The following is a 13,629-nucleotide window of genomic DNA, read 5'->3' on the forward strand; positions in this document are numbered from 1 at the left end:
GCGCGAGGTCTTCGGAGCATCGGCGTGGGTTCCGGCAAACCTATTCTGCGAGCAAACATGCGACCCTTCTGGATCGAACAGGCGCTTTTCTCCGATGGCGAATTGTCACCTGCCTTGCAAGGCGCGACCACGGCTGACGTGTGTATCGTCGGTGGCGGCTATACGGGACTGTGGACAGCCATTCAGGCAAAGCTGCAAAAGCCCGACATCGACATCGCAATCGTTGAAAGCGACCTTTGCGGCGCGGGCGCCAGCGGCCGCAACGGCGGCTGCATGCTCACGTGGTCCACGAAGTTCTTCACGTTGCGGCGCCTGTTCGGTGAAGTGGAAGCGCTGCGCCTCGTGAAGGCATCCGAAGACGCCGTTCACCGCATCCGCGATTTCTGCGCGGCGCATCGTATCGATGCCGAACTGCGTATGGACGGCACGCTCTATACGGCGACATCGCGCGCGCAGATGGGCGCGCTGGACCCCGTCATCGCCGCGCTGCGCGATCACGGCATCCATTCGTATCATTACGTTTCACCGGATGAGGTGGCGCGCCGTTCCGGCTCGGCGCGCAATCTGGGCGGCGTGTTTTCTCCTACGGCGGCGACGGTGCATCCGGGCAAACTCGTGCGCGGCTTGCGGCGGGTCGCGCTCGAGATGGGCATACGGATCTACGAACGCACGCCGATGCTCGACTTTTCAGGCGGTGAACGTGTGACGGTACGCACGCCGTCGGGAAGCGTAACGGCCGGCAAGCTCGTGCTCGCCATCAATGCGTGGATGGCGAGCCGCTTCAGGCAATTCGAGCGCACGCTCGCAATCGTCTCCAGCGACATGATCGTCACGGAGAAGTGCCCCGAACTGCTGGCGCGCAGCGGTCTCACGAATGGCGTGTCGGTGCTCGATTCGCGCATCTTCGTCTACTACTACCGCAGCACGCCTGACGGGCGGTTGATGCTGGGCAAGGGCGGCAACACGTTCGCATGGCGCGGCCGGATCGCGCCCGTATTCGATCAGCGCTCGCCGTATGAAGCCGAGTTGACACGCGGTCTGCACGCGTTCTTTCCCGCGTTGCGTGAGGTGCCCGTGACTGCGAGCTGGAACGGCCCTTCGGATCGATCGGTGACGGGCTTTCCGTTCTTCGGCAGGCTCGACGACGCACCCAATGTGTTCTATGGATTCGGCTACTCAGGCAACGGCGTAGGGCCGACTTACATGGGCGGACAGATTCTGTCTTCGCTGGTGCTGGGACTCGACAACGCCTGGACACGCAGCCCGTTGATGCGTGGACCGCTGGGTCACTTTCCGCCGGAGCCGGTACGGTATGTCGGTTCGATCACCGTGCGCAACGCGATTCGCCGCAAGGAGCGCGCCGAGGACGAGGACAGGCAGCCGTGGCTGGTCGACCGATGGTTGAGCCGGTTTGCGAGCGCGGCGGGTAAATCGGACAAGGCGTAGTCGGGTGTAGTTCTACGCCTCCGCGACGGATGCCCCATTAGAACTGGCGGCTTCGATCCAGCGCTCATGCGCGCGCCGCATCCTGGCGATACCGTGCGCGACATGCTCGCGCACAAGCGCGACCGCGCGCTCTTCATCGCCGCTTGCGAGCGCGTTGACGATCTTCTCGTGCTCGGCGACGGATTCGCTCAACGCGCTTTGATCCGTTTCGATCGCCGCCTGGCGCAACAAGCCGAGTTGCAGTACAAGCTGGCGGTACGTCGCAACGAGATGCTGATTGCCGACGCCTTCGACCATCGCACCGTGCAACTGAACGTTCAGCTCGGTGTAGCGTGCGAGATCGCGGGTTTTCTTCGCCGTTTTCATCGCAGTGATGATGCCCTTCAACGTGGCGAGCGTGTCTGGCCGCATGTGATTCGCCAGCTTCCGTGCGACCGATTCGTCGAGCATCGCGCGTACTTCATAAATCTCTTCCGCTTCCCGCAGCGACACGACACGTACGATCACGCCGCGGTTCTTTTCCGTCTTCAGCAGGCCGGACGCCTCCAGCGCGCGAAACGCTTCGCGCACGGGGCCACGCGAGACACCCAGGCGCGTGGCGATTTCGACTTCATTGAGCTTTTCGCCGGGCGCGAACTCGCCCGACAGGATGCTGCGGTGAAGACTTTCCTGCACGAGCATCGCAAGGGATTGTCGACGCAGGAGTTCGAAGGCATCGGGCAGGTTGTTGTTGTCGGTCATGGAGATCGATCCCGGAGTGTCAGCGGTCACATATCATCTGCGCAAACATTGCGGTGCGTTTTGTTTATTGTCAACAGTAACCGTGGGAGAACACCTTCAGAATAAACACGATTCACACCGGTGGGCCGTCCGGCTCGGGCCTGGACCCGCATATCACGCTGGCGAACGCGATGTATCAGCTCGATCACGTCGCGGCAGTGTGGGTGAAGGACACGAAACGCGACCCCGATGCCGTGCGCGCGGAAATCGGCGCATTATTGCGTGATAACGAGCACGCACCGTTCGGCTCGCCGGCGATCCGTTCGTCAATGTGCTCGAGGTGAACCTCGATTTGCGCCGCTGTTATGGACAGCCTGCATAACCGCTGCTGAAACCCGGAGCGAAACGGGAACGCATGCATCAAGGGACAACATGAAACACGCCCTGCCAGACCTGAAAGCCCTCTTCGGCCTGAGGCACGCAGCACCGCATCGCGCTGCACCACCCGCCACGGGCCGCGATGTCATCATGCGCATCACACTCGATGCGCAGCATGCGACGCCGTTGCGCCAGGCGCTGATCCGCGATTGCGCCGGGCAGTCGTGGACGATTCGCATGACGCCGCTGCACGGAACGGATCGCGTTCGGCTGATACTCTACTTGCCGAGATCGGCATTGAAGGACGCGATGCAGCGCGTGACGCGTTTCGCGCCGACTGCCGAAATTGGGCAGTTGCTGGAGGTGCCGGACGCGCCCACCGACGCGTGGAGCAAGCTCATGCATGATGCCGAGCCGCCGCTTGCCGATGCGTATGGGCGGCACAAGGACCTGGCCACGGGCGAAGACACGATCGCTCATCTGCTCACCGAGGACCACGTTCTGCTCGATCTGGCGGTTGCCGATCGCGAAGCGCTTTTCGCACGCCTTGCGCAATTCATCGAACAACACTACGGGTTGGAGGCAGCCTCCGTCACGGCCGGGCTGGCTGCGCGCGAAGCATTGGGTTCGACGGCGCTTGGCCAGGGGGTTGCCGTGCCTCATGGCCATATCAAGGGGCTGCAGCAGGCGCTGGCGCTATACGTGCGGCCGCGCACGCCGATTCCATTCGATGCGCCGGACGGCAGGCCCGTGACCGACCTGGTCGTGCTGTTCGTGCCGGAGTGGGCGAACATGACGCACCTTCACCTGCTTGCCGAGGTCGCTGAGCGCTTTTGCGATCAACGGTTTCGCGAGCGGCTTCACGCCTGCGCAGACCCTCACGCCGTATGCGGGCTTTTTGCCGATTTCGAGGTGCAAGATGCTGCGGAGCGTGGCGTAACGGGTGCAGCGCGGGCGACAGATCATCGACTGTAGTGAAACCGTTTCGGCCGAGCGCGATTGCGAATGGTCTCGAGGAAGTCACGCAAGCGACCGTTTTCAGGCCATGCACCCGTGAATAGTTGATGCTTCGCAGAAGCGCGGCGTTAGAGATCGGCGGCGCAGAGCGTAATCCGCTCGCCTGTACGTGGCAATTGCTTCTCGGCGATCGCTTTCCGAAGATGGTGTTTACCGAGCTCGAATGCGAGCACCAGCTGTCTTGGCGTCTGGTCCGCCGCACCCAGTCCCTCGCACATCACTTCGGCAGGCAGCGCGAAGGCGCAGTATCCCCATCCGAAACCGTACGCGGAAAACCACACCGACGAGTCGGTAGTGAGGGTGGGTGCGGTGAAATGGGTCTTGGTTCGATCTTTGTCCAACACGATTCTGTCCGATAGCAAGGGATACGGAAGATCCGGCACGATCCAGACGCGCTCGTCGCAAGTAGCGCAACGCTGTCGCAAGCGCTCGCAGAAGCACGTCCGGTGTATGCACGATTCATGCACTTCGTGCCGTTGCCGCCCCCGACCACCTGGCGTATTCCTGCAAGCGCTTGCGTCAACCGTCTACGAAAAGAACGCGAACGGCAGAATCGCTGCGATATAGACCGAGATTCCGAACGTAGCAAAGCCCAGGCTGATCGCCAGGAGTCCGAGAACGCCAGCGGCGATTGCCAGTCCGACGCACCAGCGGTGCTGGATTTGACGGCCTGCGATGACGCTTCTATCCACGGTCGCTTCCGCGACGGTTTCTGCTGTACTTGTGTATTGACGAAATCTCAACCGAAGCATGCACGACCTCGCTTTCTTTAACGTTGAGATTCTGCTACTTGCCGTGTAACGAATTTATAAAACCATGGGTGCGCGGCGTTAATTCAGCGTATGCGAGCACGCGTTCAACATACGATTTTTATAAGCCGCGTCAGGTGTCTTTACGCGGATTTTAGAAGCGGCTCGTTACGATTTCGCCGATTGGCTTTGCAGTCCGCTGAGAGTGACCCGAACCGGCACGGCACGATGCCTTCGTCCGGAAGGATCGACTGCGTCGAACAGCGGCACAAGACCGCGTGATGGCTTTGACACAAGAGGAACATCCCATGCGAATCCAGCCCACGAGAAGTCGACATCGACGGGCACCGCGTACAAGAGCACTGGTGAAGATCATTGTCCTTGTCGTGCTGGTCAACCAGATTCTGACGGCCAGCTTCGCGTTTCTCGCGCACGAGAATCATCCCGACATTGCGTTCGGCCTGACGACGCTTTTCAGTTTTCTGCTGTGCGCGATTCTCAGTACCTGGATCCGCTCGGACGCGAAGCACGCATGGCTTCACGCACGCGACGCAGGTTTTCTGAGTTCCGCGTTGATACGTGGCGGCCGCACGGTGTGGATCCGGCAGGACTGTCCCAGACGCTGGCTGGTCGTACTTCATATCGAACTCGAAGGCGGGCTTGCGGCGTCGGAGACCGATCCGGCGCGAGCCGCGCAGACTGGTCGCGAGAACTGACATACGCACTCGCGTGTGCAACCAAGTTCCGATGTTTCCTCAGGTGCTTGCCGACGAGCCAGATCGCGGTGAGCAAGAGCGGATCAGGTTTGACTGGCGCTACAAATGGGAGCGTCTTTCTGCCGCTCTTTACGACATTTTTTCTTGCGGCGCTTCAACGACGAACCCTACACTTCGCGGGTTTGGCGAAGCCAGAGGAAAGCAATGACCCGCACCAAGGCAGCAATGTTTTTCAGGGGGATGAGCAAGGTGATGTTCATCGCGATCGCAGTGAACCTGTTCCTGACGAACATCTTCGAATATCTGGCGCAGACGCTGGATCTCGGTCTGGACAACCAGGCAGTGACGCTGTTCAGTTGCGTGACGTGCGGGCTGCTGACGCTATGGCTCCAGTCCGATGCGCGCCGTGCATTTGCACTCGCGCAGACCAACGGTTATGTCCGCGCGGAAGGCGAGAGCCGCGATGGCTTGCAGATCGCCGCTGATTGTCCCAAACGCTGGCTCGTCATCTTGCACGTCGAACTGAATTCCGCCGCCTTGCGCTAGCCGCATTGCCGCGCTGCACTACGACGCGCGGCGCAACGCAGACATATCGTGAGATGCACATCTCAGGCGCGCTGACGACGCAAACCTTCCGTCGGCCTTCGCCGTGACTGCCAATGATGTTTGGAACGACACGTACAAACCTCAAACTTGACTACGCCGCCCAGAATTCACCGAGCGCCCGACCGATAACGATAAGCAAAGCCCGGCTCGCGGCCTCGTCATCATGGTCCAGTTGAAAAATCGCTCAACTCGAGTCGCGCTTCGCCGTTAACTCAGACGATATCCCACACCATTTCGACGCGCCACGTCGCCCGCGACGTACGGGCTCGAATCGTGAGGGTTCGGACTGCAAGTTTGCCAGGGTTGGCAACACCGCGCTATGGACGCCCGTACTGCACGGCGTGCGATCGAACAAACATCCCTCATGGTATTCAAACGACTCTGTACCGCGTTAGTCGCGGTCATGCTGAACGTAGCGGCTGCATCCGTTTGCGAAGCCCAATACTCCACCAGCTGGATGGCCAACACACATGGCACGGCGACGACTCGGGTAGGCAATGTGGCTCGCTCGATGTGGGTGGCATCCGAAGGGGTGATCTATACGGCCTCAATGTGGGACGAGGACGAGGGCGGCATCGCGATCTATCAGAACGGACGGAACATCGGCTCGATCGGGGCGCACGGCGAGTTTCAGGGCGGCGCGATCACCGGCAACTCGACCTCGCTGTTCGCTGCGCTGCAGTTCAACACCACGTACGGAAGCGGCAAGGTTGGCCGATACGACCGGGGAAGCCGCACGCGCGACCTGCTGATCACGGTAAGCGACACGACCACCGAACACCTCGCGGATGTCGTCACCGGACTCGCGACGTCGGGCTCGCTGCTCTACGCGAGCGATTTCCCAGGCAACCGCGTACGCGTGTTTACGACGTCGGGTGTCTGGCTGCGCGATATCGGCGTGGCAGGGCCGGGCGCGCTCGCGGTGGACGCGGGCGGCAACATCTGGGTCGCGCAACAGAGCATGGGTACGGTGATCCAGTTCAGCCCGACGGGTGAACGCGGAAAGACCATCCAGCTGGCGGCAAAAGCACAACCCTCTTCGCTGTATTTTGACTCGCTCACCGGGCAGCTATGGATCGGCGACGAGGGGCCGGACATGAACATCAAGATCTATGACGTCTCCAGTACACCGTATGTTGCCGGTACGTTTGGTGTTCAAGGCGGATTCCTCAATACGGTCACGGGGATCAAGGGGCAGGTGGGCGACAGGCGGTTCACGCGCGTTACCGGCATCGGCAGGGATTCTGCGCGCAATCTCTACGTGCTGAACAACCCGTGGGGCGGATCGTGGGATCTCGGCCGCAACGGCGGCACCGACATCCACGCCTACGATGGCACGGGAGTGTTGCGCTGGCAGCTCCAGTCGGTGAACTTTGAAGGCAACGCCGCACCGGACCCCGCCACCGACGGGGCGATCTTCTACGGCGGTATGAACATCTATGCGGGCACCCCGGGAGGCGCCTACGTTGCCAACACGATCGATCCGTTCACCTACCCCTCCGATCCGCGCATCAATCTCGCCGACCACGAACGCGGCGAACATTTCGCTCAGGTCGTCAGCGTGGGCGGACATCGGATACTCGTCGCAGCGAGCCAGAATCCCGATACCTTTTACTTTTTCCATTTCAATCGGGCAAGCGGGTACATTGCGATTCCCGATAGCACGCTGCCGGGAACGTCGTTCGGTACGACGGCAAAAGTCCGCAACGGCTTCTGCCTGGATAGCAAGGGCGATATCTGGGCTGGCCTCGACAAGACCAACGCGATTTCACACTACCCGCTGAACGGCTTCGACGCGAACGGAAAACCGCTGTGGGGTGCCGCGATCACGATGCCGATTCCGGCGACGATCGGGCAACTGACGCGCATCATGTACCTGCCCGAAAGCGACACGATGATTCTCACGGGGATCACCGGCAGCACGGATTGGACCGCGATCGGATCGCGTGTCGAGGTGTATCACGGCTGGCTGGCCGGCAACAGGACTGCGCCGAATCCGGTGATCAACCTTGCTAGCGCCAATCCAAAATCGGTTGTGGCAGCCGGGAATTATCTTTTTGTGGGCTACGTCCATACCGTGCCGAATATCGATGCGTTCAACCTCACGACGGGGAACCTCGATATCACGCTCGTCAATAGCAATCCAAACACAGTCGATGTGGGCAACGACGTGGATTCGATGTATGGACTTCGGGCGTATCGGCGTTCGAACGGCGAATATGAAGTGACGAAGGACAACTACAACGACGCGAGCATTGTGCTGTATCGCTGGACGCCGCCTGCGTCGAGCGGGACTGGCGTGAGTGCGACCAGGACGATGATGGTGTCACCATTCAGCGTGAATTGACGATGCACGCGGGCCGCAGCGACCGAACTGGCGGATCGATGCATCGATGCGTGAGTGGGCAGGGTTCGGGCCAATAGCGGCCAGTCGCCGCTCCCGGACAAAATGCGTTCTTGAGAGGCGCATAATCCGAGATGAATTGCGTTCCGTTCGGTCGGCGGACGCGCCGCAAGCGGCACGCCCCAACCTGCAATGCTGGCGGACTGACGAGTATCCTTAATCCGAAGGAGTTCGAAAATGACACCTGGCGGCGCGGCTCCGATCGAACCCATCAACATTGGTCAATTGAGCATTCAGTATCTGATTGATGGAACTGCCACGGGCGGGATGGGCGTTTTCGAATTGACCGTGGCTCCCGGCGCTCAAGTCCCGCCGCCACATAGCCACACACGTAACGAAGAATGCGTCTATGTGCTGGAGGGCATGCTTCGGTACTCGGTCGACGGGGTAGTCCGCGACCTGGTACCGGGCGAATGGATGTTTACCCCACGCGGGTCGGTTCATCACTTCAGCAACCCGCACAATGGCACGGCCCGCGCACTGATCGTCCTGACACCGGACGTAGGTGCTCAGTATTTTCGTGATGTCGGAGCAATCGTAAGCGCTGGCGGGCCGCCCGACCGCTCGAAGCTTATCGATGTCATGTCCAGGTACGGATTGGTGCCAGCGCCACCGCCCCAATGAAACCTGGGTGTTGGGCGTTCAGGGGGCGGCCAACAACCTCTGCCTCTTCAAGCCTCATTCGAAATCACCGGATGCATGTCGACCGAGGTGCTGTCACGCCTTTGCCAACGCACTGTCGCAAGCACCGAGGCAAATACCATCAACCCACCTCCGGCCCATCCCCAGACAGACAGGTGCTCCCCGAGCCACGCATACGCGAACAGCGCGCCAAACGCCGGTTCGCTGCCCATCAGCAACGCCACGCGCGTTGGGCTACTGCGCTTGACGGCAAAGTTCTGCGCGAAGAATGCGAACAGCGTACACGCAGCCACCAGATAGCCGATGCTCATCCAGAAGCTGCCATGCCCAGCTAACGTCGGCAGAGCAGGCCACGGCTGCGACGGACACACCAGCGCCGCGATGACACTGCCGAACGCGACGGTGCCTGCCTGAACCGCCGTCACCGACAACGGAGCGAGCGTCGAGTCGTGCATCACGCGCCTCGTCACGCACATCATCAGCGCGCGGAGCAGCGCAGCCAGAAGAATCAGCGCATCGCCTGCAGTCGGAATGAACACGCCGCCACTCACCAACATGGCGCCGGCCAACGACACTACGACGGCAATACGCTCGACGTGCGACGGCTTTCTACGCAGCAGCGCCCATTCGACGAGCGGCGTGAGCACGACACACAAACTGATGAGGAACGCTGCGTTCGAAGCACGGGTCAACGATATTCCAAATGTCTCGGCCAACAGGATGCTGAGCAGTAGCACACCCGTGCCGAGCGTGCCGATCAGTTCGGACGCCTTCGCCCGCCGGAGCGAACGCAACGCGGGCGACAGCACCACAAACGTCAGCCCAAAGCGCAGCGCCAACAGCCCCAGCACGGGATAGAACGCGAGCGCGCCTTTCGCGACCCCATAGCTTGTGCCCCACACCATCGCGACCGCGAGCAGCATCAGGTCGGAGATCCAGAGCAAGCGCTTTTGTTTCGACATGGCGGACCTTCAATCTCTATTCGAACAGTCCAGATTGTCGAGTATTGCGTACAAAACTATAATCGTGTCTAGCGGAACATCTTTTATGTCGCCGATGCACAGATGCGTTCGGCGGGTGTGTGTACGACAAATGAATCCCAATGAGCTTTTTGCGTTGTTACCGGACATGGCGACTTTTGCCCGCGTCGTCGACGCAGGCAACTTCTCGGAGGCCGCGCGCCAGCTGGGCAGCACGCCGTCGACGGTAAGCCGGCAGATCAAGCGCCTTGAAGAAGCGCTTGGCACGCGCTTGCTGGAGCGGTCGACGCGCAGCGTCCGGGTCACGGATTCGGGCGCGCAGGTCTACCGGTATTGCCGCGACATGGTAGGCGCGGCGTCGGGTGCCGTCGATGTCGCGGGACAAGTGGTCGGCGAGCCGCGTGGCAAGGTCAGCGTCAGCGCACCGGTTGCATTCGCCAAGTCCGTCATCCATCCGCTGATCCCGGGATTTCTGCGTAGCTTGCCGGACGTGGATGTCCAGTTGATCTTCGCCGACCGCGAAGTCGATCCGCTGCGTGATGACGTCGATATGGTGATCCGCCTGACCCGTTCGCCTCCGTTGGGCCTGGCCGCCCGGCGGCTCGGCACCGTGAAATGGCTGCTATGCGCGTCGCCCGCTTATCTCAAAGTGCGCGGGACGCCCGTCGCGCCACGCGATCTCAGCCGGCACGAATGCCTGTATCTCGGGGAAACGGTTGACGACAATCGATGGCATTTCCGGCGCGGCACCGAGACGCAGTCGCTGGAAGTCAGAGGGCGCTATATCGCCAATCATGCGGGCGCCCGCCTTGAGGCTGCGTTGCAGGATCTGGGCATTGCGGGCTTGCCCGACTTCGCTGCTGCAGAGGCGCTACAGCAAGGCAGCCTTGTTCAGGTGCTCGTCGACTGGGAATTCGAGGCGCGTTCTTACATGGGTCCCGTCTGGCTGCTGTATCCGCCTAACCGCTTCCTTCCGTCGAAGGTGCGAGCGCTGATCGACTACCTCGCAAACCACCTGCATGACGCTGTGGATGAGTGATCTGTCTCGCGCCATGTCATGTTTGAGCGCGACGCGGTGCGGGAGACTCGAACGGGATGGGTTGGTTAGCCGGAATGGGCGACCTCTTAAAAACTCGAGACCCCGCGTCGCGCGGGGCCTGTGCTGTCGGCTGAAAACGCTTATCAGACGTTGACCGGCAGGCCTGTTCGCTTTCTCGCGGGCTTGACGCTCATTAAGTTAGGCATACTACCGGCCACGAGTTCTGCAACAGCTTCCGCAGTCGCTGCTGAGAGGGTCCACCCCAAATGCCCGTGTCCAGTGTTGTAGAAAATGTTGCGTCGGCGACCGGCGCCCACTTTGGGCAGCATGCCTGGCAGCATGGGGCGCAGGCCAGCCCACGGAATAATGCGCGCCGTCGACATGTCCGGAAAATGCGCGCGTGTCCAATTGACGAGTGGCTGGATCCGATCCGAACGGATGTCACGGTTCAGGCCGTTCAACTCAGCCGTTCCAGCAACACGGAAGCGATCGACACCGAGACGGCTCGTGACAATCTTGGCTTTGTCGTCGAGCAGGCTGACCCAAGGCGCGGCGTGCTGGCTTTTTGCGTCATCGAGGCACACCGTGATCGAATAACCCTTCACCGGATAGACGTTCACGTGATCTCCCACATACGCGGCTAGCGCACGACTTCCGACACCCGCACAAATCACTACCCGGTCGAAGCTTTCCGTATCAGTCTGATTTTCGTGCGTGAAAGCAACCCTCAATTCACCCTCTGCGACCTCGGAAATGGACTGCACGCTCGTGTCGTAGCGGAACTCGACACCCAAACGCACGCAGGCTTCAGCAAGCCCACGTGTGAACTTGTGAATGTCGCCGGTCGAATCCGACTCGGTGAAGAATCCGCCGTGGAACTGCCCATGAAGCGCCGGCTCAAGGGCGCGGATCTCGTCGGGTGTCACCGGGCGCCGCTCAAGACCGCCTTCTCGTAGCAATGCATTGACCTTTGTCGCGGCGTCGAACTCCTTGCGGGTCGCATAGAAATGCAAGATGCCACGTCGTTCGAGGTCGAAATCGATGTGCTCCCGCTCCGCGATCGAGAACATGTGCTCACGTGCAGCGATGGCTAGCCGCACCGTTTCGATCGTGTTGCTGCGATAGTTCGGAATCTGGCGCAGGAACTCGCCGATCCAGCTGTACTTGTGCCAACTCGGTCTCGGATTCATGAGAAGCGGAGCGTCGCGGCTAAACATCCAACGCAGGCCTTTCAGCACGGTGGAGCGGCTGTTCCACACCTCAGCGTTGCTGGCCGATAGTTGTCCGCCGTTGGCAAATGACGTTTCCATTGCCGCATAGCGATGACGTTCGAGAACGGTGACGCGGTAACCGCGACGGGCGAGGGCGTAAGCAGTGGTGACGCCCGTAATTCCGGCGCCAATGATGGCAATATGGGACATGACATGGTCCAGTGTTAGTTGAGCATCGCCGGCCGATGATTACCGGCGTCAATGCCCCATCTGTCCATGTACCTGAGAGTTTCGCTAATACCGGTTACGGTAATAGCTCCCCTTCGGTGGGCGCGCATGCGCCGCTCTCCAGATGTTCTCGCTGCACGGTCCTTTTGCCTGAGAGTTTCCGGGGCGGTTGCTCCGTCGGCGTCGTCGCGGATGGACGATCTCTCCCGTGCTTCGTTGTAGAACAGCGCAAGACTACTACCTCAAAGAAGCGACATCAAGTCTTTTCAAATAGACGGCAGTCAACTTCCCGCTCGGGTGCATAGCGGCTCTATCGCGATCTGGATGTGCCCGGAAATGCTTCGGATTTTCCCGAAGTGTGTTTCTGATTTTAGGCATTTTTCCGTCGAATTTGTTTGTCTAGACTCCGTTCCAGATGCACCGCCTGCCTGTCACAACGGACGACGCTGCGGCGGTGACGAGGGCGCCTGGTGCGCCGCACCTATCTGAACGATCAACAGGACGAGTGCCATATCATGTCTGAAAACAGCTACGAAACCGGTCGGCTCAATTTGCCCTTTGTTGGAATCTGCACGTTCGCGAAGTCTCCGCTGTGTCTTGACTGGGACAAAATCGATGCGGATGTCGCAGTGATGGGCGCTCCTTTCGACTGCGGTACGCAGTGGCGGGCGGGTGCAAGGTTCGGTCCGCGCTCGATCCGGGATGCGTCGACGCTGTTCTCATTCGGACACGGCGGCGCGTACGACTTCGAAGACGACGTCGTGTATTTGCCCAGCAACGAAGTTCGCATTGTTGATATCGGTGATGCGGACATGGTGCATACCAACACGGAGAAGAGTCACGCCAACATCGAGTACGGCGTGCGCAAGATCCTGGCGGCGGGCGCATTGCCGGTGGTGATGGGAGGCGATCACTCGATAAACATTCCGTGCATCAATGCGTTCGAAGGTCAGGAGCCGTTTCACATCGTCCATATCGACGCCCACCTCGATTTCGTCGACGAGCGCCATGGTGTGCGCCATGGCCACGGTAATCCGCTGCGGCGCGCGGCGGAAAAAAGCGTGGTATCGGGCATGACGCAAATCGGCATCCGCAACGTGTCGTCTACTGCGCGCGAGGGCTATGCCCAGGCACGCGAGATGGGCTCGGACATTATCTCGGTGCGCGACCTTCGACGCCTCGGCATCCAGGGCGTCCTGGACCGAATCCCGAAGGGCGTGCGCTATTACCTGACCATCGATATCGATGGCTTCGATCCGTCGATCGCGCCCGGCACGGGCACGCCGAGCCACGGCGGCCTGCTGTATTACGAAGGACTCGAACTCTTCGCTGGCCTTGCTGAGCAGGGTGACGTGATCGGCATCGACCTCGTGGAAGTCGCACCTGACTACGATCATTCGGGCTCGACGTCGATCCTGGCGGCGCAACTGCTGCTGAATACGATTGGCCGCGTGATGCATCAGCGCAAAGTCAAACGACACCTTTCCCGTTAA

The 13,629-nt window shown here is 60.6% G+C and carries 14 protein-coding genes and 1 riboswitch; of the genes, 9 read left to right on the forward strand and 5 right to left on the reverse strand.

Going from position 1 to position 13,629, the window contains the following annotated elements; genetic code table 11:
• The first annotated feature begins 57 nt into the window (after window positions 1–57).
• Window positions 58–1,446, forward strand: coding sequence for an FAD-dependent oxidoreductase (locus tag C2L65_RS30185; RefSeq protein ID WP_042309507.1), 1,389 nt, complete (start codon window positions 58–60; stop codon window positions 1,444–1,446).
• Window positions 1,447–1,458: 12 nt separating this feature from the next.
• Here the strand turns inward: C2L65_RS30185 and C2L65_RS30190 are convergent, their stop codons facing one another.
• The gene (locus tag C2L65_RS30190; protein WP_042309504.1) at window positions 1,459–2,187 is read right to left on the reverse strand and encodes a phosphonate utilization associated transcriptional regulator; all 729 of its coding nucleotides are present in this window, start codon (window positions 2,185–2,187) and stop codon (window positions 1,459–1,461) included.
• A gap of 170 nt (window positions 2,188–2,357) precedes the next feature.
• On the opposite strand from C2L65_RS30190, the gene C2L65_RS30195 reads away from it, so the two are divergent.
• The gene (locus tag C2L65_RS30195; protein ID WP_233446673.1) at window positions 2,358–2,510 is read left to right on the forward strand and encodes a hypothetical protein; all 153 of its coding nucleotides are present in this window, start codon (window positions 2,358–2,360) and stop codon (window positions 2,508–2,510) included.
• Window positions 2,511–2,598: 88 nt separating this feature from the next.
• Window positions 2,599–3,519: a PTS sugar transporter subunit IIA gene (locus tag C2L65_RS30200; protein ID WP_042309502.1), complete on the forward strand. Its 921-nt coding sequence runs from the start codon at window positions 2,599–2,601 to the stop codon at window positions 3,517–3,519.
• Window positions 3,520–3,629: 110 nt separating this feature from the next.
• Here C2L65_RS30200 and C2L65_RS30205 read toward each other — a convergent pair whose 3' ends face one another.
• Window positions 3,630–3,905: a hypothetical protein gene (locus C2L65_RS30205; protein WP_042309585.1), complete on the reverse strand. Its 276-nt coding sequence runs from the start codon at window positions 3,903–3,905 to the stop codon at window positions 3,630–3,632.
• Between the two features lie 183 nt (window positions 3,906–4,088).
• Window positions 4,089–4,253 carry a hypothetical protein gene (locus C2L65_RS30210; protein WP_233446674.1) on the reverse strand — a complete coding sequence of 55 codons (165 nt, stop codon included), beginning with the start codon at window positions 4,251–4,253 and terminating at the stop codon, window positions 4,089–4,091.
• A gap of 422 nt (window positions 4,254–4,675) precedes the next feature.
• Between C2L65_RS30210 and C2L65_RS30215 the strand changes: the two genes are divergently transcribed.
• The 4 genes from C2L65_RS30215 to C2L65_RS30230 all read left to right on the forward strand — a co-directional run bounded on the left by C2L65_RS30215 (window position 4,676) and on the right by C2L65_RS30230 (window position 8,660).
• Complete coding sequence (locus C2L65_RS30215) at window positions 4,676–5,026, forward strand: hypothetical protein (RefSeq protein WP_233446675.1); 351 nt, start codon at window positions 4,676–4,678, stop codon at window positions 5,024–5,026.
• A 204-nt stretch (window positions 5,027–5,230) separates the two neighbouring features.
• Window positions 5,231–5,572 (forward strand): hypothetical protein, encoded by a 342-nt coding sequence (locus C2L65_RS30220; RefSeq protein ID WP_042309497.1) that lies wholly within the window; start codon window positions 5,231–5,233, stop codon window positions 5,570–5,572.
• Between the two features lie 424 nt (window positions 5,573–5,996).
• A complete protein-coding gene (locus C2L65_RS30225; RefSeq protein ID WP_042309495.1) occupies window positions 5,997–7,979 on the forward strand; it encodes an SMP-30/gluconolactonase/LRE family protein in 1,983 nt (660 codons plus the stop codon).
• 234 nt (window positions 7,980–8,213) lie between these two features.
• Complete coding sequence (locus C2L65_RS30230; protein ID WP_042309493.1) at window positions 8,214–8,660, forward strand: cupin domain-containing protein; 447 nt, start codon at window positions 8,214–8,216, stop codon at window positions 8,658–8,660.
• Between the two features lie 47 nt (window positions 8,661–8,707).
• Here C2L65_RS30230 and C2L65_RS30235 read toward each other — a convergent pair whose 3' ends face one another.
• Window positions 8,708–9,640, reverse strand: coding sequence for a DMT family transporter (locus C2L65_RS30235; RefSeq protein WP_042309491.1), 933 nt, complete (start codon window positions 9,638–9,640; stop codon window positions 8,708–8,710).
• Between the two features lie 130 nt (window positions 9,641–9,770).
• On the opposite strand from C2L65_RS30235, the gene C2L65_RS30240 reads away from it, so the two are divergent.
• A complete protein-coding gene (locus tag C2L65_RS30240; RefSeq protein WP_042309489.1) occupies window positions 9,771–10,697 on the forward strand; it encodes a LysR family transcriptional regulator in 927 nt (308 codons plus the stop codon).
• A 143-nt stretch (window positions 10,698–10,840) separates the two neighbouring features.
• On the opposite strand, the gene C2L65_RS30245 is transcribed toward C2L65_RS30240, so the two are convergent.
• Window positions 10,841–12,118, reverse strand: coding sequence for a D-amino acid dehydrogenase (locus C2L65_RS30245; protein ID WP_042309487.1), 1,278 nt, complete (start codon window positions 12,116–12,118; stop codon window positions 10,841–10,843).
• 146 nt (window positions 12,119–12,264) lie between these two features.
• A riboswitch (glycine riboswitch) is annotated at window positions 12,265–12,355 on the reverse strand.
• Between the two features lie 296 nt (window positions 12,356–12,651).
• Here C2L65_RS30245 and speB point away from each other — a divergent pair.
• Window positions 12,652–13,629: an agmatinase gene (speB, locus tag C2L65_RS30250; RefSeq protein ID WP_085954617.1), complete on the forward strand. Its 978-nt coding sequence runs from the start codon at window positions 12,652–12,654 to the stop codon at window positions 13,627–13,629.

The sequence above is a fragment of the Paraburkholderia terrae genome, assembly GCF_002902925.1.
GTDB classification, from domain to species: Bacteria; Pseudomonadota; Gammaproteobacteria; order Burkholderiales; family Burkholderiaceae; genus Paraburkholderia; species Paraburkholderia terrae.